The organism is Streptomyces sp. NPDC055254 (assembly GCF_053606025.1).
In genome coordinates this window covers 1-22,832 of the sequence record NZ_JBSGQV010000035.1, presented here as the reverse complement: position 1 = coordinate 22,832, position 22,832 = coordinate 1, and the positions used below count along the sequence as shown (strand labels likewise).

At 73.9% G+C, this 22,832-nt stretch carries 22 protein-coding genes; 9 read left to right on the top strand and 13 right to left on the bottom strand.

Translation table 11 applies throughout. From position 1 onward, the window contains the following. The first annotated feature begins 108 nt into the window (after positions 1-108). The 6 genes from ACWFQ8_RS26035 (at position 109) to ACWFQ8_RS26010 (ending at position 6,166) form a co-directional block, all read left to right on the top strand. Positions 109-1,587, top strand: a complete 1,479-nt coding sequence (locus tag ACWFQ8_RS26035; RefSeq protein WP_453788696.1) for a potassium/proton antiporter — start codon at positions 109-111, stop codon at positions 1,585-1,587. A 432-nt stretch (positions 1,588-2,019) separates the two neighbouring features. Next, positions 2,020-3,342: an MFS transporter gene (locus ACWFQ8_RS26030; RefSeq protein WP_453788695.1), complete on the top strand. Its 1,323-nt coding sequence runs from the start codon at positions 2,020-2,022 to the stop codon at positions 3,340-3,342. A 67-nt stretch (positions 3,343-3,409) separates the two neighbouring features. Next, positions 3,410-3,715 (top strand): FmdB family zinc ribbon protein, encoded by a 306-nt coding sequence (locus tag ACWFQ8_RS26025; protein ID WP_453788694.1) that lies wholly within the window; start codon positions 3,410-3,412, stop codon positions 3,713-3,715. A gap of 117 nt (positions 3,716-3,832) precedes the next feature. Further along, positions 3,833-4,666, top strand: coding sequence for an S-methyl-5'-thioadenosine phosphorylase (locus ACWFQ8_RS26020; RefSeq protein WP_453788693.1), 834 nt, complete (start codon positions 3,833-3,835; stop codon positions 4,664-4,666). 426 nt (positions 4,667-5,092) lie between these two features. Further along, positions 5,093-5,545, top strand: a complete 453-nt coding sequence (locus tag ACWFQ8_RS26015) for a hypothetical protein (RefSeq protein ID WP_453788692.1) — start codon at positions 5,093-5,095, stop codon at positions 5,543-5,545. A gap of 174 nt (positions 5,546-5,719) precedes the next feature. Continuing rightward, the gene (locus ACWFQ8_RS26010; RefSeq protein ID WP_453788738.1) at positions 5,720-6,166 is read left to right on the top strand and encodes a large conductance mechanosensitive channel protein MscL; all 447 of its coding nucleotides are present in this window, start codon (positions 5,720-5,722) and stop codon (positions 6,164-6,166) included. A gap of 69 nt (positions 6,167-6,235) precedes the next feature. Here the strand turns inward: ACWFQ8_RS26010 and ACWFQ8_RS26005 are convergent, their stop codons facing one another. After that, positions 6,236-6,448: a hypothetical protein gene (locus ACWFQ8_RS26005; protein ID WP_453788691.1), complete on the bottom strand. Its 213-nt coding sequence runs from the start codon at positions 6,446-6,448 to the stop codon at positions 6,236-6,238. A gap of 177 nt (positions 6,449-6,625) precedes the next feature. Between ACWFQ8_RS26005 and ACWFQ8_RS26000 the strand changes: the two genes are divergently transcribed. Beyond that, complete coding sequence (locus ACWFQ8_RS26000) at positions 6,626-7,879, top strand: cytochrome P450 (RefSeq protein ID WP_453788690.1); 1,254 nt, start codon at positions 6,626-6,628, stop codon at positions 7,877-7,879. A gap of 121 nt (positions 7,880-8,000) precedes the next feature. Here ACWFQ8_RS26000 and ACWFQ8_RS25995 read toward each other — a convergent pair whose 3' ends face one another. Then, positions 8,001-8,495, bottom strand: a complete 495-nt coding sequence (locus ACWFQ8_RS25995; RefSeq protein WP_453788689.1) for a DUF5949 family protein — start codon at positions 8,493-8,495, stop codon at positions 8,001-8,003. A 57-nt stretch (positions 8,496-8,552) separates the two neighbouring features. Next, positions 8,553-9,173, bottom strand: a complete 621-nt coding sequence (locus tag ACWFQ8_RS25990) for a DUF4352 domain-containing protein (protein WP_453788688.1) — start codon at positions 9,171-9,173, stop codon at positions 8,553-8,555. 154 nt (positions 9,174-9,327) lie between these two features. Here ACWFQ8_RS25990 and ACWFQ8_RS25985 point away from each other — a divergent pair, with 154 nt between their 5' ends. Continuing rightward, on the top strand, positions 9,328-9,774 hold the full coding sequence (locus tag ACWFQ8_RS25985; RefSeq protein ID WP_453788687.1) for a DUF6299 family protein: 447 nt from the start codon (positions 9,328-9,330) through the stop codon (positions 9,772-9,774). Between the two features lie 69 nt (positions 9,775-9,843). Here ACWFQ8_RS25985 and ACWFQ8_RS25980 read toward each other — a convergent pair whose 3' ends face one another. The 5 genes from ACWFQ8_RS25980 to ACWFQ8_RS25960 form a co-directional block, all read right to left on the bottom strand. After that, entirely contained in the window at positions 9,844-10,011 is a 168-nt protein-coding gene (locus ACWFQ8_RS25980) for a hypothetical protein (protein WP_453788686.1), read from the bottom strand. A 71-nt stretch (positions 10,012-10,082) separates the two neighbouring features. Further along, positions 10,083-12,170, bottom strand: a complete 2,088-nt coding sequence (locus tag ACWFQ8_RS25975) for a SpoIIE family protein phosphatase (protein ID WP_453788685.1) — start codon at positions 12,168-12,170, stop codon at positions 10,083-10,085. Between the two features lie 10 nt (positions 12,171-12,180). Further along, on the bottom strand, positions 12,181-12,426 hold the full coding sequence (locus tag ACWFQ8_RS25970; RefSeq protein WP_453788684.1) for a hypothetical protein: 246 nt from the start codon (positions 12,424-12,426) through the stop codon (positions 12,181-12,183). 48 nt (positions 12,427-12,474) lie between these two features. Next, positions 12,475-13,749, bottom strand: coding sequence for an NAD(P)-binding domain-containing protein (locus ACWFQ8_RS25965; RefSeq protein ID WP_453788737.1), 1,275 nt, complete (start codon positions 13,747-13,749; stop codon positions 12,475-12,477). A 31-nt stretch (positions 13,750-13,780) separates the two neighbouring features. Then, positions 13,781-15,247 (bottom strand): carboxylate--amine ligase, encoded by a 1,467-nt coding sequence (locus ACWFQ8_RS25960; RefSeq protein WP_453788683.1) that lies wholly within the window; start codon positions 15,245-15,247, stop codon positions 13,781-13,783. 150 nt (positions 15,248-15,397) lie between these two features. On the opposite strand from ACWFQ8_RS25960, the gene ACWFQ8_RS25955 reads away from it, so the two are divergent. Further along, entirely contained in the window at positions 15,398-16,957 is a 1,560-nt protein-coding gene (locus tag ACWFQ8_RS25955; RefSeq protein WP_453788682.1) for a glycosyl hydrolase, read from the top strand. A 5-nt stretch (positions 16,958-16,962) separates the two neighbouring features. On the opposite strand, the gene ACWFQ8_RS25950 is transcribed toward ACWFQ8_RS25955, so the two are convergent. The 5 genes from ACWFQ8_RS25950 to murJ form a co-directional block, all read right to left on the bottom strand. Further along, complete coding sequence (locus ACWFQ8_RS25950; RefSeq protein ID WP_453788681.1) at positions 16,963-18,105, bottom strand: GNAT family N-acetyltransferase; 1,143 nt, start codon at positions 18,103-18,105, stop codon at positions 16,963-16,965. Further along, positions 18,102-18,893: a lipopolysaccharide biosynthesis protein gene (locus ACWFQ8_RS25945; protein ID WP_453788680.1), complete on the bottom strand. Its 792-nt coding sequence runs from the start codon at positions 18,891-18,893 to the stop codon at positions 18,102-18,104. Before ACWFQ8_RS25945 ends, ACWFQ8_RS25950 begins: the two co-directional genes overlap by 4 nt. A gap of 81 nt (positions 18,894-18,974) precedes the next feature. Beyond that, positions 18,975-20,369 (bottom strand): glycosyltransferase, encoded by a 1,395-nt coding sequence (locus ACWFQ8_RS25940; RefSeq protein ID WP_453788679.1) that lies wholly within the window; start codon positions 20,367-20,369, stop codon positions 18,975-18,977. Further along, complete coding sequence (locus ACWFQ8_RS25935) at positions 20,366-21,142, bottom strand: polysaccharide deacetylase family protein (protein WP_453788678.1); 777 nt, start codon at positions 21,140-21,142, stop codon at positions 20,366-20,368. Before ACWFQ8_RS25935 ends, ACWFQ8_RS25940 begins: the two co-directional genes overlap by 4 nt. Next, a partial coding sequence (murJ, locus tag ACWFQ8_RS25930) for a murein biosynthesis integral membrane protein MurJ (RefSeq protein WP_453788677.1) occupies positions 21,132-22,832 on the bottom strand: 1,701 nt, incomplete at its 5' end. The genes murJ and ACWFQ8_RS25935, both read right to left, overlap by 11 nt.

The following is a 22,832-nucleotide window of genomic DNA, read 5'->3' as shown; positions in this document are numbered from 1 at the left end:
GTAAAGTAACGAAGTGCTTGTGATGGCGCGCCGCGGCCGGGAAGAACGATCCGCCGGGCGCTACGAGGAAAGGGCCGCCCGCTGACTGTCCACACGCTCAATGAGCTCATGCTGGTCTGCTCGCTCGTGCTGCTCGTCGCGGTAGCGGCGGTACGCGTCTCCTCGCGCAGCGGTCTGCCCAGCCTGCTCATCTACCTCGGCATAGGTATCGCGATAGGCCAGGACGGCATCGGCAACGTCGTGTTCGACAACGCCGAGCTGACCCAGGTGATCGGCTACGCGGCACTCGTCGTGATCCTCGCCGAGGGTGGTCTGGGCACCAAGTGGAAAGAGATCAAACCCGCCCTGCCGGCCGCGATCATACTGTCGCTGGTGGGCGTCGCGATCAGCGTGGGCGTGACGGCGGCGGGTGCGCACTACCTGGTCGGGCTGGAATGGCGCCAGGCCCTGCTGATCGGCGCGGTCGTCTCCTCGACCGACGCGGCGGCCGTCTTCTCGGTCCTGCGCAAGGTGCCGCTGCCGGCCCGCATCACGGGCGTCCTGGAGGCCGAGTCGGGCTTCAACGACGCCCCCGTCGTCATCCTCGTCGTCGCCTTCGCGACCGTGGGACCGGTGGACGACTGGTACGTCCTGCTCGGCAAGATCGCACTGGAGCTGGCGATCGGCGCCGCCATCGGCCTGACCGTGGGATTCCTGGGCGCGTACGGCCTGCGGCACGTGGCCCTGCCGGCCTCGGGCCTGTACCCCATCGCCGTGATGGCCATCGCGATCACCGCGTACGCGGCCGGCGCCATGGCGCACGGCTCCGGCTTCCTCGCCGTGTACCTGGCGGCCATGATGCTGGGCAACGCGAAGCTGCCGCACTGGCCGGCCACCCGCGGCTTCGCGGACGGGCTCGGTTGGATCGCCCAGATCGGCATGTTCGTCCTGCTCGGCCTGCTGGTGACCCCGCACGAGCTGGTCCACGACTTCTGGCCCGCCGTCGTCATCGGGCTGGTGCTCACGATGGTGGCGCGGCCACTGGAGGTCTTCGTCAGCCTCCTGCCCTTCCGCATCCCCTGGCAGGAGCAGGCCCTGATGTCGTGGGCGGGCCTGCGCGGCGCCGTCCCCATCATCCTGGCGACCATCCCGATGGTGTCCGGCATCGAGGGCAGCGACCGGGTCTTCAACATCGTCTTCGTGCTGGTGGTCGTCTACACCCTGGTGCAGGGACCCACCCTGCCCTGGCTGGCGCGCAAGCTGGAGCTCGGCGACCGGGACGAGGCCGCCGCCGACCTCGGCATCGAGTCCGCGCCGCTGGAGAAGCTGCGCGGGCACCTGCTCTCCTTCTCCATCCCGCCGGCCTCGCGCATGCACGGCGTCGAGGTGAGCGAGCTGCGGCTGCCGTCCGGGGCGTCGGTCACGCTGGTGGTCCGGGACGCGAAGAGCTTCGTACCGGCGCCGTCGACCGTGCTGCGGCGGGGGGACGAGCTGCTGGTGGTGGCCACGGACCCGGTACGGGACGCGGCCGAGGCCCGGCTGCGTGCGGTGGCCCGGGGCGGCAAGCTGGCCGGCTGGCTCGGCACGGGCGGCGAGAGCGCGCACTGAGGAAAAGGGGCCGATCGCGGCCGCCCCGGGCGGACTTTTCGGGACGATCTGACGGACTTTCTGATTAGAGTGGCGTTCTAATTCTCTGATTTCGGTGATGTCTGGGCTCGCTTGCCCTGATTTCCGAGCTCTCGAATGCGAAATTCCGGTTAATCGCAGGTGAGGACATGAGTTGTCACCGTAATCACAGGGCGTGGTAGCGACCTCCCCTGTATGATGAAGGCACACCAGATCGAACCAACTCTGCCTGACGCAGAGCTGGCGCGACCGCAAAGCGGCCGTGGCACCCTCCGCAGTGGGCGCCCAGGTATCACTCGGTTCTGCGCAAGAGGACAGCTCTCGGGGCTCCCACATGTACGGGTGCGGTCGCTCACAAGGCGGCGCACCGTCCGCAGACGGGGACGCTCTACCAGGCAGCGGAAAGGCCAGGCCGTGACATCCGCGGTCACGACCGACACGTCCGCCCGCCCGGGTTACGGGCAGCTCCTGCGCACGCCCGGCGCCCTCAGCTTCCTGCTCCCCGGCTTCGCCGCGCGGCAGCCCTTCGCGATGCTGACGATCAGCATCGTCCTGCTGGTCCAGCACACCACCGGTTCCTTCGGCAGCGCCGGCATCGTCGCCGCCGTCACCGGTGTCTCCATGGCGCTCTTCGCCCCCCAGATGGGCAAGCTCGCCGACCGGATCGGCCAGAGCCGCGTCCTGGTCCCGGTCGTCCTCGCGCACGCCGCCGCCGTGAGCGCCCTGACGGCGCTCGCCCTGCTCGGCGCGCCCCTGTGGGCGCTGGCGCTGGCCGCGATCCCCGCCGGCGCGTCCGTCCCGCAGGTCGGGCCGATGGTCCGCTCCCGCTGGGCCGCCAAGCTGGAGGGCTCCCCGCTGCTGCCGACCGCGGCCGCCTTCGAGTCCGTCACCGACGAGTTCACCTTCGTGGTGGGCCCGGTGCTGGCCACCTTCCTGTGCACCGCGATCCACCCCTCCGCGGGTCTGATCACCGAGGCCACGCTGACGATCGTCGGCGGTCTGCTCTTCGCCGCCCAGCGCGGCACCCAGCCCGAACCGGTCGCCCGCGCGGCGAACGGCGAGAAGCACGCCTCGGCGCTGTCCTTCCCGGGCCTGCGCGTCCTGATCGTCGCCTTCATCGGCATCGGCGCCGTCTTCGGCGGCATGCAGGTCTCGCTCGCCGCCTTCTCCGAAGAGATCGGCAACCCGGGCGCGAACGGCATCCTGTACGGCGTCTTCGCGGCCGGCAACATGATCGCGGGCATCGCCTGCGGCGCCATCGCCTGGAAGATCGGCCCGCGCCGCCGCCTGATCCTCGGCTACGTCGGCCTCACCGCCGCCGCGTCCGTGCTGTGGGCCGCGCACTCCGCGATCCTGCTCGGCGCCCTGGGCCTGGTCGTCGGCCTGTGCATCGCCCCGGCTCTGATCACCGGCTACACCATGATCGAGCAGCTGATCCCGGCCACCTCCCGCACCGAGGCCTTCACCTGGCTGACCGGCGCGGTCGCCTTCGGGCAGGCCGGCGCCGTGACCCTGGCCGGCCGCCTGACGGACGCGCACGGGTCCTCGTACGGCTTCCTGGTGCCCATGGGTGCCACCGCGCTGGCGCTGGTCACCCTGCTGGCGCTGCGCTCGAAGCTGGCCCCCAAGACCCCGAGCCGCATCGTGAACTCCTCCCCGCAGACGGCCGCCCCGGCCGCCCGCAACCGGGTGAGCGAGCGTGGGATCGGTCACCGCACGCCGGTGACGGTGGACTGATCCGCCGGAATACGTCACCATGGAGCGTCGTTAGCACTCATTGAGTGAGAGTGCCAGGAGGAAATTCGTGCCGACCTACCAGTACCAGTGCACCGAGTGCGGCGAGGGCCTTGAGGCCGTGCAGAAGTTCACCGATGACGCCCTGACCGAGTGCCCGAGCTGCGACGGACGCCTGAAGAAGGTGTTCTCCGCGGTCGGCATCGTGTTCAAGGGTTCCGGTTTCTACCGGAACGACAGCCGCGGCTCCTCGTCGAGCAGCACCCCGGCGTCGAAGCCCGCCCCGTCCACGACGTCGACGCCGGCCGCCGCGCCCGCCGCTTCGTCCTCCTCGACGTCGTCGAGCACGAGCAGCAGCTCCACCTCGGCCGCCTGACGCTCTTCCCGAGGCCCCGCCGCCGATCCGGCAGCGGGGCCTTCGGCATGCCCGGCCGCGGGACGTGCCGGGCGGCCCGGGCCGGTGATCCGCCGGAGCCCCCTTAGGGTGGGCTCCATGGCGAACGCAGAGATCGGTGTCATCGGCGGCTCGGGCTTCTACTCCTTCCTGGAGGACGTCTCCGAGGTCCGGGTGGAGACCCCGTACGGACCCCCGAGCGACTCCCTCTACGTCGGCGAGCTCGCCGGTCGGCAGGTGGCCTTCCTGCCCCGCCACGGGAGCAGCCACACCGTCCCGCCGCACAAGATCAACTACCGGGCCAACCTCTGGGCGCTGCGCTCGGTCGGCGTCCGCCAGGTGCTGGGCCCGTGCGCGGTCGGCGGCCTGCGGTCCGAGTACGGGCCGGGCACGCTGCTCGTTCCCGACCAGCTGGTCGACCGTACGAAGTCCCGCGCCCAGACCTTCTTCGACGGGGAGCCGCTGCCCGACGGCAGCGTCCCCAACGTCGTGCACACCACCTTCGCGGACCCGTACTGCCCGGTGGGGCGGTCCGTGGCGCTGGCGGCGGCGCGGGGGCGGGACTGGGAGCCGGTGGACGGCGGGACCATGGTCGTCGTCGAGGGGCCGCGCTTCTCGACGCGCGCCGAGTCGCGCTGGCACGCGGCGGCCGGCTGGTCGGTGGTCGGCATGACCGGGCACCCGGAGGCGGTCCTGGCCCGGGAGCTGGGGCTCTGCTACACCTCGATGGCGCTGGTGACCGACCTGGACGCGGGCGCGGAGACGGGTGAGGGCGTGTCCCACACGGAGGTGCTGCGGGTGTTCGGCGAGAACGTGGGGCGGCTGCGGCAGGTCCTCTTCGACGCGGTGGCGGCGCTGCCCCGAACGGAGTCCCGCGCCTGCCTGTGCACGCACGCGCACGACGGCTGGGACCTGGGCATCGAGCTGCCGTAGGCGGCGGGTGCGGGGAGGGATCCCCGGCGCGGCGCCGTCACATCCCCGGCGCGGCGCCGTCACACCCCCGGCGCGGCGCCCTCACACCTCCCGGAGCTGTCCGGTCCCGGTCGGTGAAGGGCCGCCGCGGCCCTTCGGGCTGACGGGTCAGGACTTCTCGCAGGCGCGCGCGGCGCGGCCGGGGCGCTGAGCGCACGCCTTGCGCGGGGCCCGGGGCGCGGGTCTCCCTCGTGGGGGTGACGCGGTTGTCCACAACCTGGGGATCGTCCACAGGGGCGAGCGGGAAGCCGCGGGGGGCCGGATCGTGAGGGGTGTCCGGGCGCTGGGTCCGGGCTCGGCACTCCTCGGCTGGTGGTGGTCCTCATGTCCGTGAGCCCTTCGATCCGTTCTTCCTGTGCGGCTTCTCCGTGTCCCCCCGCGCGGACGGTGCCGCAGTTCCCGCCGCTGCGCGTCGGGCGGGGCGGGGACCGGCTGCGCCGGGCGGTGCGGCGCCGGCGGCGGGCCGGGGCGGCCGGGCTGGCCGTCGTGGCGGCGGCGCTGGCGGTCGGCGGGACCGAGGCGCAGGCCTCCCGGGGCGCGGCGCCGCCCGTGGCGAAGCGGCCGCCCGCGGTGGTGCGGTTGGTCTCGGCGCCGGTGCGCATCGCGGACGCGGCGACCGTGCGGCTGCTGCGCCCCGGGGACCGCGTCGACGTGGTCGCGGCGGAGCGGTCCGGGCCGCACCGCGTGGTGGCGGCGGGGGCCCTGGTCGCCGAAGTACCCGTCTCTGAAAAGGAAGTTGGGGACGGCGGGGCGCTGGTGGTCCTGTCCGTGCCCCGGGACACCGCCCGGGCCCTCGTGGGGGCGGGCACCACGGCACGCCTGGCGGTGACACTGTGCTGAATCGCACGCGCGAGCAGGCAAGTCACCGTGTGACGGGCCCCGATTGGACATGCCGGGTCCGGACTGCCGTAGCTTTCGGAACCGTTGACTCCGAGTTCGGCACATGCAAAGAAAGGCTCATCGGTGAGCGAGAAGAAGAAGGAGAGCGTCCTGGCGGGCTTCAAGGCCTTCCTGATGCGCGGCAACGTGGTCGACCTCGCGGTCGCCGTGGTCATCGGCGCGGCGTTCACGAACATCGTGAACTCCATCGTCAAGGGGATCATCGGTCCGCTGGTCGGCGCCATCGGGACGAAGAACCTCGACGTCTACAAGTCGTGCATCAAGAACCCCTGCCGCCTCGACGCGAGCGGCCAGCCCACGGGTGTGGAGATCCTCTGGGGGTCGGTCCTCAACGCGACGCTCACCTTCCTGATCACGGCGGCCGTCGTCTACTTCCTGATGGTCCTTCCGATGGCGAAGTTCCTCGCCAAGCAGGAGGCCCGGCGCAAGGCCAAGGAAGGTGTCCAGGAGACGATGGAGATCACCGAGCTGGAGCTCCTCAAGGAGATCCGGGACGCCCTCGTGGCCCAGCAGGGTCCGGGCGGCGCGGGCGGTCAGGCCGGCTCGCGGGACGCGTTCTAGAGCGGCTCCGCGCGGCGGCCCCGGCGCGGGCCCGGGGCGGCGGCGGCGCGGCGGCGTCCGTCGGGCCGGTCAGATGTGGTGCGGGGGCTTCTCGTCGAGGAATCGGGCCAGATCGGCCGCACTCCCGCCGGCCGCCGGCCGCTCGCCCCAGCCCCGGTCGGTGTCGTCCGAGGACTGCTGGTCCAGCGGGTCGTCGAAGACCAGCCTGGGCTTCGGGCGGGGCTTCTCCCCGGGCTGCGGGGACTGCGCCGGCTGCGGGTCGGAGGCGGGGGCGGTGCTCATGCCTCCAGGGTACGGCCGCCCCCGCCCCCTGTCGGTCGGCGTCACCCTGCACACCCGCACCGCCGCGGCCGCCGCGGTCCGAGGCCTCCCCGGCAACGGCGGCGCGCCGGACCGTCACTCCCGTGCCGCCCCGGCCGTTCTCCAGCGCAGGACGTCGCGCAGCAACTGGAGGCAGACATGACACTCCCGGCACCCCGCACCGGAACCGACCCCGGAGGGGATCTGGCCGATCCGGGGTTCTGGACGGGCCCCCCCGCCGACCGTCTCGCGGCCTTCGCCCGCCTGCGCGCCCTCGGCGCCCCCGTGTTCGTCCCCGAGGGGTCCGGCCCCGGGCACTGGGCCCTCGTACGCCACGCCCAGGTCCAGGAAGCGAGCCGGCTCCCGAAGGTGTTCGCGAGCGCCCCCGGGGTGACCACGCCCGAGCCGGCCCGGTGGGTACGGGCCCTGTTCGGGGACTCGATGGTCAATCTGGACGGTCCCGACCACGCCCAGCTCCGCAAGATCGTCCAGCGGGCGTTCACACCCCGCCTGCTGGCGGCGGCGGAGGAGGACGTCCACGCCGTCGCGGCCCGCATCGTCGACGACGTACTGGCCGAGCGGCCGGACGAGTTCGTCGCGTCGGTGGCCTCCCGGCTGCCCCTGGAGGTCATCTGCAACATGATGGGCATCCCGCAGCGCTACCGGGCCGAGATCGCCGACCGCGTCAACCACGCCTCCGAGAACATCGGCGTGGAGCGGGGCCTGGCCGCCCGACTGCGGGTGCCCGGCCGCGGGCTGCGGGCCCTGGCCCGGATGCAGCGGATGGTGGCGGGGATCGGCCGGGAGCGGCGCAAGCACCCCACCGACGACCTGATCTCCGCGCTGGTGTGCGCGAACGTCGACGGGCAGGCTCTCGGTGCCCGGCAGTTGGGCGCCTTCTTCTCCCTGCTGATGGTGGCCGGGGTCGAGACCACCCGCAACGCCATCACCCACGGGCTGACCCTGCTGACCGACCACCCGGACCAACGGGACCTGCTGCTCTCGGACTTCGAGGCGTACGCCGACGGCGCGGTGGACGAGATGATCCGGCACTCGACGCCGATCATCCAGTTCCGCCGGACGGTCGCCGCCGAGCACACCATGGACGGGCACCTCTTCCGCCCGGGCGACAAGGTGGTTTTGTACTACGCGTCCGCCAACCGCGACGAGGCGGTCTTCCCGGACCCCGACGCCTTCGACATCACCCGCTCGCCCAATCCCCACCTCGGCTTCGGCGGCGGCGGCCCGCACTACTGCCTGGGCGCGCACCTGGCCCGGGTCGAGATGAAGGCGCTGTTCCGCGAGCTGCTGACCCGGCCGGTCGGGCTCCGCGCGGTGGGGCTGCCGGACCTGGCCGGGTCGAACTTCGACAACCGGGTCCGCTCGCTCGCGTTCACCTTCGAGCGGCCCTGACCCGACCGGCGCCCACGGGGACGGCAGGGGGACCGGCCACCGGGCGGGCTGGGAGCCCGGCGGCCGGGGCGGGTGGTGTGGCGGACACCCGCGGCCCCCGGACGGGTCCGGGGGCGTGCGGCTACTTCTGCAGGCGCCGCACGGACAGGACGCAGTGCGCGCTGCCGGTCAGGACGGCCTCGTCGCCGGCGAAGTCCTGCAGGGTCTTCGCGTCCACCGGCCGGCCCGGAACGGCTTCGGGCCAGGCCCGCGTGGCGAAGAGGAAGTACGCCTGGCCGCTCTCGTCCGCCGCGGCGACCCACTCGTCGGGCGCGGTGCACTGGGCGTTCATACCGGGCAGCGTGAGCGCGATCTGGTTGCCTTCCAGCAGGACCTGCACCGGGAAGGCGGCCGGGTTGCGAGTGCCGTCCATGACGACGTCCCCGATGGGCAGGCCGATCTCCTCCAACAGCCCGCGGGCCGCCGCCTCGCCGGCCTCCCTGCCCTGCGGGCCGTCACCGAGGGTGTAGGCGAGGAGGTACGGGATGTCGTGGGCCTCGGAGGGGTCGCCGATCCAGGCGAGCACCGAAAGGGTGCCGAGCTGGGACCGGTCGATTTCGGCTTGAGTAGAAGTCATGCGCCGCACCCTAGTGGTCTCTCCCCGGGGCCCTTCACGGCCTTTCACCCGCGCGGGCTAGACGGTCCAGAATCCCTCTCCGGAATTCGCTTGCACGTTCGCGTCACTGTACTGGAGCCGTTCGATGCGAGCGTTTTCCGGGATTTCGAACACCACCCATCCCTCGGCCCGCTCACCGACCTCCAGCGAATCGAAGACGAGCGCTTTGCCGGTCGTGAGTTCACCCGTGGACGCCACCTCGTGGCGCTGCCCCGCACTGTCGTGCGCCCACATGCGCCCGAGTTCCCCGTACGGGGCCCCGCCCACGTTGACGAACGACATCGAGGCGGCCACCCACCGCGTACCGGCGGACGGGGCGAAGTCCTTCTCGACGCCGACCGCCGGGTCCACGTACGCGTTCAACACGATCTGGAGGTGCCGGCCGACCTGGCGGCCGCGCACCCGTACGGCCTCACCCACATGGGCGTACTTCGCGCCCGCCCGCGCCGGAGCCCCCTCGGACGCCGGCGCCGCCCCGGCCCCGGGAGCGCCGTCGTCCACGACGACGGCGGGCGCGGCGGCGGGCGCGAGCGCCGCGCCCTCGGGGGTGTTCTGGCAGGCCGTGGCACCGAGCAGGAGGAGCGGCAGGAGAGCGGCGGCGAGGGCGGGGAGGCGGCCGGGGGCGGCGTGCTGGCGCATGGGGGGAACCCTTCGGAATGTATTTCGGCCAGTCTCACGCGCCCGAGCGGGCAATTGCACACACCGACACGAGCGCGCGGAGCGAGTTGCCCGTCGTGTGCCAGCACAATGCGTTCCGGCGGAATCCCGCCGCCCGCACTCACCCGGAGGAACGATGGGTATTCACGGAAGCCGTATCGCCCTTGCAGCGCTCTCGGCACTGGCCGCCGCGGCGGTATTCCCCAATCCCGCCCAGGCCACCGTCTTCGACCAGGGGATCTCCGTACAGTCGCACGGTCACTTCGACGAGGACGGCACGGTCACCCTCTCCGGCACGTACCACTGCACCAACCCGTCACCCGTCGGAGCGAAGCTCCAGATCGCGGCGGCCGTCGAGCAGGGCGGCACCCGGCTCGCCTTCGGTGGCGGGGAGGCTCGGTGCGACGGGAAGGAGCACGCGTGGAAGGCCACCGGCTCGCTCAGGTTCACCCCGCGGATCCACCCGGGCGAGGCCCTGGCCGAGGCCCAACTCAACGAGATCCACTTCTCGGGCCTGATGCCGCGTTCTGTCGACACGGTCGCGGAGGACCGCAAGAAGATCCGGCTGATCACCCGGGGCTAGGTGTACTGCCCTGTGAGCTTGGGGGCGGCCGGTCGGACCGGACCCGTCGAGCCCGGCCGGTAGCCGCCGCTACCGGCATTCGGGCGACACGTCCGTCATCGACATGAACGCCACCGCCTGGCACCCGGGGTCCGCGTGCGGGCGGCCCGTCGTCCAGTCCACGACCGTCGGTACTCCGGCAGCCAGGAGGAGCACGGCCAGGATGCCCGTCGCGGCGCGTCCGCTCAGTCTGCGCACAGCACGATCCGTTCCATAGCCCGCATCATCACCCCGCCCGGGCCCGGCCACAATTCGGCGTGAGCGGGTGGTCACCCGACGCTCCGCGGCCAGCTCCTGGCGTCGAACTCGCACCACACGGCCTTGCCGTCGCCCCGGGACTCCACCCCCCAGTGGCTGGCGAGCGCGTCCACCAGCAGCAGTCCGCGGCCCGTCGTGGCCGACTCGCCCGGGGTGCGGCGGCGCGGCCACACGCTGGAGCGGTCCTTGACCCACAGCCGGATCCGCCGCACCGGCTCGGGCAGCACCTCCATGGTCAGCACCGCCCCGCCGTCGGTGTGCAGCAGGGCGTTGACCAGCAGTTCCCCGGCCGCCAGCTCGATGTCGTCGGCCAGCTCCGGCATCCCCCAGTCGCGCAGCGCCTGCCGCAGCGCGTACCGGGCCTCCGAGAGGCCCTCCGGGTCCGCCTGGTGGACGTACTGGTGGATGCGCGGGGCCCGGTGGGTTCCCGGGTCGGGCGCCCGGCGCAGCACCAGCAGGGCCACGTCGTCCCCGGAGCCCCAGCGCTCCCACAGCCGGTCCAAGAGGTGGTCGGCGAGCTCCCCCGCCCCCTGCGGGCCGCTGCGCACGGCCTGGGCGAGCGCCTCCATGCCCTGGGTGATGGCCGTGCCCGGCTCCTCCACCAGGCCGTCCGTGCACAGCACCAGCGTCTCCCCCGGCACCAGGTCGAGACGGGTCTCCGGGAACTCCTCCCGTTCGAAGAGCGTGGCCAGACCGAGCGGCAGTCCGCCGCGCACGTTGGGCCAGCCGGTACGCCCGTCCGTGTGCCGGATCAGCGGGCCGAGATGGCCGGCGCGGACCGCCCGTACCCCTCCGGTCTCCAGGTCCACCTGCGCGTACATGCAGGTGGCGAAGCGCTCGGTGTCCAGCTCGGCGAGGAAGCGGGAGGCCCGGGCGAGGACGGTGGACGGCGGGTGCCCCTCCCCCGCGTACGCCCGCAGCGCGATGCGCAGTTGGCCCATGATGGCCGCCGCGTGCGTGTCGTGGCCCTGGACGTCGCCCACCACGATCCCGACGCGGCCGCGCGGCAGCGAGATCACGTCGTACCAGTCCCCGCCGACCTCCCGCCCGCTCCAGGCGGAGTGGTAGCGGACCGCGATCTCGCCGCCGGTGATGTCCGGGATCCGGCGCGGCAGCATGGCGGCCTGCAGGCCCGTCGCGAACTCCCGCTCCTGGTCGAACAGCAGCGCCCGCTGGAGCGACTGGGCCACGATGCCCGCCAGGCCCAGGCAGAGGTTGCGCTCCTCCGGGCTGAACTCGCTGCGCCGCCGGTAGAACAGGACCAGCCCGCCGATGGCCTGGGCCTGCGCGATCAACGGCAGGTAGGCGGCCGCGTCGTACTGGATGCGGTCGAGGTAGTCGCTGAGCAGCGGGAACTCGTCGCCGAGCGCGGCGAGCGAGGTGACGAAGCGCGCCTGCCTGCTGATCACTGCCTGCGACAGCGGCAGCGAACCGTCCAGCCGGGTGAAGCGCCGCTCGCTGAGGATGTCCAGCGACTCCCCGCTCAGCGCGATGATCTTCATGGTGCCGCCCTCGACCAGCCCGAGCGCCAGCCCGTCCGCGCCGAGCCGCTCCAGCGCGCCGGCCCCGGTGAGCGTGGCCGTGACGTCGTCGACCGTCACCGCCCGCGACAGGGCCTCCGTGGTCCGCTGCACGATCGTCGTCTGCTGGGCGCGGGCCGTCTCCAGCTTGCGCAGCAGCGTGGCCTGCGCGAGTTCCGCCGTCGCGTCCCGGACGATACCCACGATCCGCCGGGCCTGTCCCGTCCCCTCCCGCAGCACCCGGCCCTGGGTGTGCGTCCACTGGTCGCGGCCGTCGCGCCGGTGCACGGTGAAGTACGAGCCGTACGTCTCCTCGCCGCTGTTCAGGACCGTCGCCACGGCCTCGCCGAGGCGCGCGCTGTCCTCGGGAGGGATCCGCAGCCCCAGGCCCTCGGGGGTGCCGTCGAACTCCTCCGGCTCCAGGTCGAACACGCTCATTCCGGCCGCGTCCAGGGTCAGTGTCCCGGCGAGCAGGTCCCACTCGAAGCTGCCCATGCCGTTCAGGGCGAGCCGCTCCGCGGCCCCGGTCACGGGGGCCCGCCGGTCCTGCTCGGGTCTGTCGTGCTCCGCCGCTGCCAAGACACACCACCTATCGGCCGGGCCAGCACGGCTGGGAGACCAGCCGCTCCCACTCCTCGTCAGGATGCCCCGGAAGGGTGCGACCGGCCTCCCGCCAGCGCCTGACGAGGGAGAGGTAGATCGCGGGCTGCGCGGAGTGCGGGGCGCCCGCGTACGGGGCGTGGTCGTACGCGGCCGTCCTGACCGGGGCGGGCTGCTCCGTGCGGCTGGCGGGAATGCGTACCCAGCCGCGGCCCTGTGCTCGCTCCGCGCTCATCCCGGACCCCTCTCGCCGCGGATCTCGCCGCGGATCTCGTCACGGATCTCACCGCAGATACGTCTTCGGATGCCCGGCCGCGGCCCGGAGGCACCGGGTCGCCCCGGTGGAACCCGGCCCCGGGCCCCGGGCGCGGAGGCGCTTGCGGACTCCTGCCACCAGTCTCCCCGCCGTGAAGCCCGCGCCGTGCACGAATCGCATGGAAGGGCCGAATGAGGGAGCCGCCAGCAGCCCCGCGAAGAACAGTCCGGGCCACGAGGACTCGAAACCAAGGCTGAGCTCCGGTGCGCCGGTGCTCCCCACGGTCGCCAGCCCGTCCCGCAGCCCGGCGTCGAGCAGCTCCAACCGGGCCAGGTCCGGCGCGAAGCCGGTGGCCGCGATGACGTGCGCGGTGTCCAGGACCACGGACTCACCGGCCGGTGCCCTCAGCCCGAGCCGGATCCGCCCGCCGACCGCCACCGCCCGGTGCAGCCGGTGCCCGAGCAGCGCGGGGACCTGCCGTTCGAAGCGGTCCCGCAGCCACCAGGCGCCGGCCGGGCCCAGCGCGGTCGCCACGATGCGCTCCCGGGTGGGGGCGGGCAGCCGCCGCACCGCCCCGGGCAGCTCCGACCAGGCCCAGCTACGCCAGCCGGTGCCGAGCCCGCTGTGCGGTGCGCGCAGGGACCGCAGCGCGGGCCGGGCCAGGGGCTCCGGGACGGTGTTCCAGTTCAACCGGGAGCTCCGGGCCACCAGGCTGGGCAGGGCGCCCGCCTCCGCCAGCAGCACGGCGGTCTCCAGGGCCGCCTGCCCGGCGCCGAGCACGGCCACCTCGCGGCCTGCGAAGCGGGACAGGTCCTGGTGGCCGGTGCTGTGCGAGGAGTGGTCGGGGGGCAGGTCGCGCAGCGCCCGGGGGATGTGCACGAACGGCATCACCCCGACCGCGAGGGCCACCGTCCGGGCGAGCAGCGGCGGTCCCTCGGCGGTGCGGATGCGAAATCCCTCGCCCTGCGGGGTCACGTCCGTGACGGTCACCTCCTCCACCTCCGGCGCTGCGTGCCGGGCGAACCACGTCCCGTACGCGCTGAACGTGCCGATCGGCAACGGAGTGCCGTGTTCCGCCGCCAGTCCGCGGGTGGCGCAGTACTCGGCCAGGGTGTGCCGGCCGTCGGGCGCCGAGAGGTTGGAGGACCAGGGCTCCGACTTCAGGAACATGCCGCGGGGCATGTGGTCCCGCCAGGAGGCCATGGGCCGCCCCAGGACCCGTACGTCGAGCCCCGCGCCCGCCGCGTGCGCGGCGATCGACAGCCCGTACGGGCCCGCACCGACCACCACGAGGTCGTCCATCCGGGTCACACCACTCCTTCCGCTCCGACGGTCAACGGGTCACCAACTCGTCCGGCTCCGCCGGCGTCTCCGGCGCAGCCGCCGACGCGAGCGCGGCGGACCGCGGTTCGGGCCGGGGCTGGTCCCGCCCGCGCTGCCGGGGCGCCCGGACCACCGCGCGGGCGGTGCGCCGCCCGCGCGCCGGGACGCCGCGCAGGATGCGCAGCCCCTTGCCGAGCCCGCGCAGCAGGAAGGCCCCGAGCATGGCCAGGAAAGGCAGCGGATCGTCGGCCGCGAACCACGCCGCCTCGACGCCGGCGCGGCGCCGACCGGCCGCCCCGCCGCCCCGGCTCCGCCCCTCGGCGTCCCCCGGCCCCGGCCCGGCCACCGCAGGGCGGGGCGCCGCAGGGCCGGGCGCCGGGGCCGCGCCGGCGGTGGGACGCACCCGGTCCGCCGCGAGGCGCACGGCGGCCAGCAGCGCGTAGTTCTCCGCGACGAACACCCGGCCCGGACCGCCCGAGGGCTCGGGGACCCGCTGGCCCGTCAGATCCAGGTACAGCGCCTGGACCACGTCCAGTCCGGCCGTGTCCGTGAACAGCCTGAACTGCGCGCCCGGCCGGGGATTGAAGTCGACCAGCCGGAACACCCCGCGCTCGTCCCGGCGGAAGTCGAGGTCCAGGATCCCCTGGTAGCCCAGCCGTTCGGCGAGGCGCAGCCCGGCCTCCTCCACCGCCGGGTCCGGCAGCCAGCGCCCCATCGCCGTCAGCCCCGTGCGCACCGGCCAGGACAGCTCCTTGCGGCCCGACCCCGCGAGCAGCGGACGGCCGCCCCGCCCGAAGGCGCCGTGGAAGAACCAGTCGGTGTCGGTCCCGGCCGGCAGGAACCGCTGGAGCAGCAGCCGGCTCCCCGCCTCGGCGGAACGCTCGTGGAGCCGGCGCGCCTCGGCCGGGGTGTGCACCAGCATGGTGCTGCGCAGCCCGTCGGCCGCGGGCAGCAGCCAGGGGCGGCTCCACTTGGCGACCAACGGCAGGCCCAGCCGCCACGCGGCCTGCGCCGCCTCGGCCCCGCTCGCCGGGATCGCGGTCTCGGGGTGCGGGACGTCCCACCGCGCACACAGCCGCGCCAGCTCGGCCTTGTCCGCCACCCGGGCCGGCAGGTCGTCGGGCTGATGGGGAATCCGGAAACGGTCCGTCAGCATCGGTGCGGCCCGGGACACGGCGATGGCGCTCAGGTCGTCCATGGCGACGAGCACGGCGGGCCGGCCGATCCGCTCCGACACCCCGGTCAGGCACTCCAGCAGCGTGTCGGGCGCCTCCGGGTCGATGCCGCCGACCGGACCGGGATGCACGGCGCGCAGATGGCGCGACCGCCCCATGGGACCTCCCCCGGCCTCGACGACGGCATGGACCTCCACGCCCCTGCGCCCGAGGGATCTGACGGCGCCGAGGGTTCCGTGGTGGAACGGGTTGCGATCGAGTCTGAGCAGAACGGCGGGCACGTGGTTGGCGAACGCGTGCATGGCATCGGGTTCTTTCACCTAGTCGGACCAAGCGGGGTAGATACGCACCTGCGAATGGCCTACGCGGCGGTCACCGAACAGGCCATTCGTCAGATCTGATGCGTAACGTCTCTGATAAGCACGCCGATTCAGGAGAGCTCGGGAGACGCCATGCCCAGACCACGCCGCCGACTGGCGCGCACCTGCATCGGTACGGTCGCGGCCGGACTGCTCGCGACCGGGGCCGCGCTCGCGGCCCCGGAGGAGGACCGGCCCCACGACTCCGACATCGCCGTGGGCGCCTACCTCGACTTCGGGCCGGCCGGGGTCTCCGGGATCCCGCACCTCTCGCACTGGCTGGGTGGCAAGGAGATCCGGGTCGGCCACACCTACCTGCCCGGCGACCAGTGGGCCGGCATCGAGGGGAACGTCGACTTCCTGGCGGACTGGGCCGCGTGGCGCCGGGCCCAGGACGACCGGATGTTCGTCCTCAACGTGCCCATGCAGGCGCGCAACGAGGGCCGGGTGCCCGACCGCCAGGTCGCGCGGCTGATCCGGGCGGGCGCGCGGGGGCAGTTCGACCTGCACTTCGAGCGGCTCGCCGAGCGGCTGGTGTCGCTGGGCGTCCCGGACACGGTGATCGTGCTCGGCTGGGAGATGAACGGCACCACGTACACCCACCGGTGCGCCCCCGACCCGGAGAACTGGAAGGTGTACTGGAGACGCGTCGTCACCGCGATGCGCTCCGTGCCCGGCCAGGCGTTCACGTTCGACTTCGCCCCGAACAGGGGTACGGACGCGATCGGCTGGAGCCGGTGCTACCCCGGCGACGACGTGGTCGACGTCATCGGGATGGACTCGTACGACCAGAGCCCGGGCCGGACCTTCGACGACCAGATCACCCAGCCCTTCGGGCTCCAGTACCACGTCGACTTCGCGAAGGCACACGGCAAGCGGATCTCGTACCCGGAGTGGGGGCTGTTCCGGCGCGGGGACAATCCGGAGTACGTGCGGCGCATGCTGGGATGGATCGCGGAGCACAAGCCGCTGTACCACACCATCACCGACTACTGCCCGCACGGCGTGTGGCAGTGCAAGCAGAACCCGCAGTCCTCGAAGGTGTTCCGCGACGCCCTGACGCCGGAGGGGCCCGGCCCCGTGATCCCGACGCCGGTGGTCCCCACGCCGGTGGTGCCCACCCCCGTGGTCCCGACGCCGGTGGTGCCGACCCCGGTCCTCCCGACGCCCGTCGTGCCGACCCCGCAGATCCCCACGCCCGCCGTACCCACGCCGGTCGTACCCACACCGGCCGTACCCACGCCCGCCCTGCCCACGCCCGAGGTCCCGACACCTGCCGTCCCGACCCCGCAGGTGTCGACGCCCGTGATCCCCGTGCCCACGATCCCCGTGCCCACGCCCGTGATCCCCGTGCCCACGCCCGTGGTCCCGTTCCCGGTCACCCCGAGCCGCACGCCCGACGCCTCCGGACCCGTACCGGTCCCGGTGCCCGTGCCTTCGCCGGCGGTCCCGACACCCTCGCCCGTGGCGCCGAGCCCGCTCGTGCCCACGCCGGTGCCCACCCCGAAGCCCCCACCGCAGCGGCCGCCGGCCAACAGCAAGCAGTGGTGCGTACCGCTCAGCTTCGGCGAGTGGCTCTCCGAGCTCGTCGGCAACCAGTCCGTCTGCTTCACCTTCGACTGGACCAAGGGCGACGGCATCTGGCCCTTCTAGACGCCTCATCTCACCCGCAGTTCGTTGAGCCGCGCCCGCCAGTCCCTGGCGGCCGGCAGCGCCTCCCGCAGCGCGTCCACGGCCCGCTCGCGCCCCGCCACCTGCGACTCGTGCAGTCGCAGCAGGGGCGCGAGCGCGGTCGTGGCCAGCAGGAACCGCCGGTTGACGACCGTCTCCGGCCGCCAGTGGTTCTTGTACGGCTCGCTGCCCCGCAGGAAGCTCACCACCGGGCGGCCCTCCGCGAGCGCGCGGCCGGCCTCGTAGCGCAGCAGCAGCGTCGCCACGTCCACCTTGCGCGTGCGCAGGTCCGGGTCGGCCCCGTACAGGTACCCGCCGCTCAGTCCCGCCGACAGCAGGGTGACGTTGGCCGCGACCACGTTCCCGTCCAGCCGGAACTCCGTCAGCCGCCCCTCGCCCGTCCGCACCATCCGCCGGGTGGCCCGGGTCAGGTGTTCGGCGAAGCGGGGCCGCAGGTGCTCGGGGGTCACCCCGCGCCCGCGCCACTGCTTCTCGTGCAGCCGCAGCAGGGTCCGCACGGCGCGCGGCACCTCCTGCTCGGTGACCTCGTGCTCCTCGATCCCGGCCGCGTCGCTCTTGCGGAGCTTGGCCCGGACGCGCTGGGCGCCCGAGGACGGCATCCGCTTGACCAGCTCGTCGAAGGGCAGTGCGGGCAGCTCCATGCACGTGGAGTCCGTAAGGGTGCTGGCGACGCCCGGCCAGTACGTGACCAGCCCCTCCGCGGCGGCCCCGGGGCGCACCTCGCGCAGATCGACGACCGCGCCCCGGGCGGCCCGGTGCAGCCCTCGGGCCAGTGCCGGGACGACCCGGTCCGCGTACTGGGCGTCCACGAGCACGTCGAAGTAGTCGGTGATGCCTCCGCCCAGCGGCACCAGCAGCGGCAGCGGCCGGTGTACGAGCATCAGCGCGGCCGCGCCGACCAGTTCCCCGCCGCGCCGCACGAGGACGAGCCGGAGCCTGCCGTCCTTGCCGTACGACAGCCACCAGGAGTGCAGCCAGGCGTGGCTCTGGAAGGGTGTGGCGGTGGGGCAACCGCGGAAGAGCCGGTTCCACGACTCCTCCAGCGCGGCGAACTGCCGGGGATCGCGGCACAGCGTCACCGACAGGGCCCCGGCGGAGCCCGAGGTCATCGCGCGGACTCCTTCTCCTTGGTCTCGATGGGCTCACCCTGCGCCGGGAGCGAGGCGTACTCCTCGGCCGCGGGCTCCTGGGCCGCCCCGGGCAACCGCCCGGAGGCCGGCGCGGCGGTGGACTCCTGGCGGCGGCCCCGGGCCGGCCGGGCCAGCAGCCACAGGCCGCCGAGCAGACCGCCCGCGCACATCCCGACGGCGCCGCTGATCGCCGGGGAGGGGGAGACCGGGTCCGCGGGAGCCACGGCCTGGTTGAACAGCAGCAGCTGGACGCCGGTGTTCTTGGCCGCCTGATTGCTGCTCAGGGAAAGGGCGTCGGCCACGGCGTTGGCGATGTCGGCGGCCTCCGCCGGGCTCGTGGAGGTGCCGGTGACGGCGATCATCGGCGACTCGGGGGAGGTCTCGGCGCGCACCTGGGTCCGCAGCTCGCGGACGCCGACGCCCGCGCGGGGCTGGGCGTAGGCGAGGGTGGAACTGCTGGTGGCGATGCGGGCGTAGGCCTGTGCGAAGCCGAGCGCGGTGGCCGGTTCGGTGGTGTCGTCCGGGACGGCGACGACATAGCTGGTGGCGGCGTACTCGGGGGCCTTGAGCACCCCGTAGGCGCCGCCCGCGGCCAGCCCCAGCAGGGCGCAGGCGGGCAGCGGCCACCACAGGGGCGGGAAGGGCCTGCGCCGCCGGTTCCTGGCGGAGCGGCGGTCGGACGTGGGCTCCGGCGTCGGGCCCGGCCGGGCGTCCGTGCTCCGGTCGGTGCTCCGGTCGGACTTCTTGTGGTCGGCGGTGTCGGCCATCACGTGCTCACTTCCTGCGTGGAGGGGAGTTCCTTCGGTTCCCGGCCGGTCCGCCGCGGGCGGCCGCCGGGGTGGGACTGATCAGCCGGGCCCGCCCGCTGCCGCCCGGCTCGCGCCCGTACCGGACGCACCGGACGTGCCCGACGTGCCGGACGCACCAGATGTGCCCGACGTGCCGGACGTGCCGGACGTGCCCGACGTGCCGGACGTGCCGGACGGCCCGGACCGGTGGCCGGCGCGGGACGCGCCGGGTGCGGGCACGGACACCCCGCCCGCGCCGGGGGCCCCGTCCGCGCCGGCCCCCCCGGCGTCCGGGCCCGCCAGGGCCAGGGCGTACACGTCCAGGAGTTGCCGCGCGCTCTGCGAGATGTCGTAGCGGCGGACCACCGGCGGCGCCGGCAGCCGGCGCGCACCCGCCTCCATATGGCCGCGCAGCGCCGCGACCAGTTCCTCCGTGCCCGTACCGATCCGGCGGGCGCCGGGGGCCTGGATCGCGGGCAGGTCGTCGATGGCCGGGCAGGTCACGTGCAGCACCGGCAGTCCGGCGGCCAGCGCTTCGACCACGGCCAGTCCGAACGCCTCCTCCCGCGACGGCGAGACGAAGACGTCCATGGCGGCCAGCAGGGCCGGGATACCGGGGGTGCGGCCGTCCGGGCTGTCGCCCAAGGGGTCCCGCTCCCCCAGCAGGTGGATCCGGTTCTGCGCGCCGAGCTCGGCCGCGAGCCGGCGCAGCGCCGCCCGCTCGGGTCCGTCCCCGGCCAGCAGCAGGTGCGCCCCCGGCAGCGCGGCCACGGCCCGGACCAGCACGTCGAACCGCTTGCCCGGCACGAGCCGGCCCACCCCACCGACCACGAAGGCCCGCTCGGGCAGCCCGGTCCGGGCCCGGGTGGCCCGCCGTACGCCCTCGTCGAAGCGGAAGCGGACGGCTTCGATCCCGTTGGGTACGACGTGCACCCGCTCGGGCGGCACCCCCCACCCCTCCAGCCGCGCGGCCACGGTGTCGGACACGGCCACGGTCGCCGCTCCGAGCCGTTCGCTCGCCAGGTACAGCCTCCGCACCCCGCGCGACAGGGGGCGGCCCTCGATCTCGTGCTCGCCGAGGGAGTGCTCGGTGGCCACGGTCGCCCGGACGCCCGCGAGGCGCGCCGCGAGGCGCCCGTAGACGCACGCCCGGTAGAGATGCGTGTGCACGAGGTCGTAGCCGCCGGCCCGGACGAAGCGCGCCAGCCGGGGCAGCGCCCCCAGGTCCCGGTTCCCGCGCATCCCCAGGTGCACGACCCGGACCCCGTCGGTGCGCAGCCCCTCGGCCACCGGGCCGGGGTTGGTCAGGGTCAGCACGTCGCAGCGCATCGGCATGTGTCGCAGCAGCAGGCGCAGTTGCTGTTCGGCGCCGCCGACACCGAGGCCGGTGATGATGTGCAGCACCTTGGCGGCTTCGACGGCCTCGGTGGGCGCATCGACCTGGATGTCCTTCACCGGACCACCGTCCGGCGCAGCTCCCGCATCTGGTGGCGCAGCTGCTTGGTCCGCAGCCGGGCCCCGCCGTCGGCCTGGCTGACGTGCGTACGGGGCAGGGCGTGCGGGCCCGCGAGCCGCCCCGGGTCGATGGCGCAGGCGTAGCCGTACCCGGCGGCCCGGGTCGCCTCGACGACCCGGGCGTCGAGGTGCCCGTACGGGTAGCAGAAGCCCTGGGGCAGGGTGCCGGTCAGCTCGCGCAGCAGGTCGCGGCTACCGCGCAGCTCCTGCTGGAGGACGTCGTCGGAGGCCGCCGTGAGGTCCTGGTGGAGCAGGCCGTGCGAGCCGATCTCCTGCCCGGCGCCTGCGACTTCGCGGATCCCCTCGGCGGTGAGCAGGGACTTGCGCGGCCCCAGCGGGTCCCACACGTTGTCCACGCCGAGCCGCCCGGGCAGGACGAAGAGGGTCGCCGTGCAGTCGTAGCGGCGCAGCAGGGGCAGCGCCCGGGTCAGGAAGTCGGTGTAGCCGTCGTCGAAGGTGAGCCCGACCAGGCCCGCGCCGCGACCGGCCGCGCGGGCCCGGAGCAGCTCCCCGACCGACACCCCGCGCAGCCTGCGGGCGCGCAGCCACAGCAGCTGCGCCTCCAGGGCACGGGGGGTCACGGTGATCCCGTACGGGTCCTCGGCGGGATCGGTGAACTCGGCGACCGAGTGGTACATCAGGACCCACGGGGACGCGGTCCCCCGGGTGGGGGCCGCCATGGCGGCGGGCGCCGTGTCGGTGTCAGCGGACATTGCGGAACCTCTGCGTGAGCTGGGAGATCTGACCGGGCAGGGCGGTGACTTCGAGAGTGCGTATGGCCATGCCGGTGGCTCCGAACATGGCCGGGACGAGCAGGCAGCCGAGGGCGGCGCTGAGCATCGGGTCGGGGATCATCGGGCCGGCGATCCAGCCGGTGGCGCAGGCGGCCGCGGCGGCCACGGCCAGCCGTCCGACGCTGACGGCGACCCGGCGGACGTGGATGGCGATGATCCGGGAGCCGAGGCCGGTGAGCAGCAGCACGGCGGTGGTGGAGATGCCGGCGGCGTTGGCGCCGGCGATGCCGTACGTGCCCCACCGGCCGACGGCGAGGGCTCCGGCCACGACGTTGACGAGCAGTCCGGCGCCCATCGCGAACGCCGGGAACCAGGTGGGCCGGGCGGTCGAGAAGAAGGGCCGGGACAGTGCCCCGACGAGGCAGTGGCCGAGCAGTCCGAGTCCGTAGACCCGCATGATCGAGGCGGTGGCGAGGGTGTCCCGGTGGCTGAAGGCACCGCGTTCGAAGAGGACCTCGATGATCTGGGGCGCGTACCCGATGACGAGTGCCGCGCCCATGAGGACGGCGAGGGAGGCCAGCGCGAGGTCCTGCTCGACGCGGCGCCGGGCCTTCTCCCGCTCCCCGCCGGCCATGGCCTGGGCGACGACGGGGAAGGTGACGGTGCAGATCATCAGCGAGAGGACCATCGGCATCTGCGCGACCTTCTGCGCGTAGTTGAGGTGCGAGATGGCCCCGGGGGGCAGGGAGGCCGCGAGGAACCGCTCGACCAGCACCTGCGACTGCCGGAAGACGGCGAAGAAGATGACCGGGGCGATCAACCCGAAGGCGAGGAGGGTGGGCCGGTCCCGGTCGCGCCGGACGCGCGGCGCGCCCTTGGCGCGGGACGGTCCGAAGCCGACGTTGCGCACGAAGGCGGGCAGTTGGACCAGGACCATCAGCAGTCCGCCGGCCGCGACCCCGGCGGCGGCGGCCCGCACCCCCCACAGGGTGTGGAGGGCGACCATGGTGGCGATGATGCCGACGTTGTACGAGACGTAGATCGCGGCGGGCGGTACGAAGGACCGGTGCGCGCGCAGCGCCGCGCTGAAGTACCCGGCGATCCCGAAGGAGACCACGGTCAGGGCCGTCAGCCGGGTGCACTGGACGGCCAGTTCCGGGTCGGGCAGGCCGGGCGCGAGCATGCCGACGACCAGCGGTGCGGCCAGGACGAGCACGGTCGCGACGGCGGCCAGGAGGACGGCGAGCCGCGGCAGGGTGGCCGCGACCAGCAGTCGTACGGGTTCCTGCGCGCGGGCCTCCTTGCGGGTGAGGCCGGCTCGGCTGGCGGCCCGCCGGGCCAGGGCGTGGCTGAAGGCGGGCACCATCAGCAGTGCCATGGCGTCCTCGATGAGGAGCGTCGAGGCCATCTCGGGCACGGTCCAGGCGATCAGGAAGGCATCGCTGTCGTGCCCGGCCCCGAAGAGGTGCGCGATGGTCTGGTCGCGCACCAGCCCGAACACCGCGCCGGCGGCGGTCAGCCCGGCCGTGACGGCGGCGGCCTTGGCCAGGAACCGTCCCAGCGGAGCCGGTCCGTTCCCGCTCGGGCCGGCGGGCGGCCCGGGGGCGGCGCCTGTGCGGGGCCCCGGCCGCGCCGGCTGCGGCGGTCGGGGCCCCGCACCGGCCGGCGG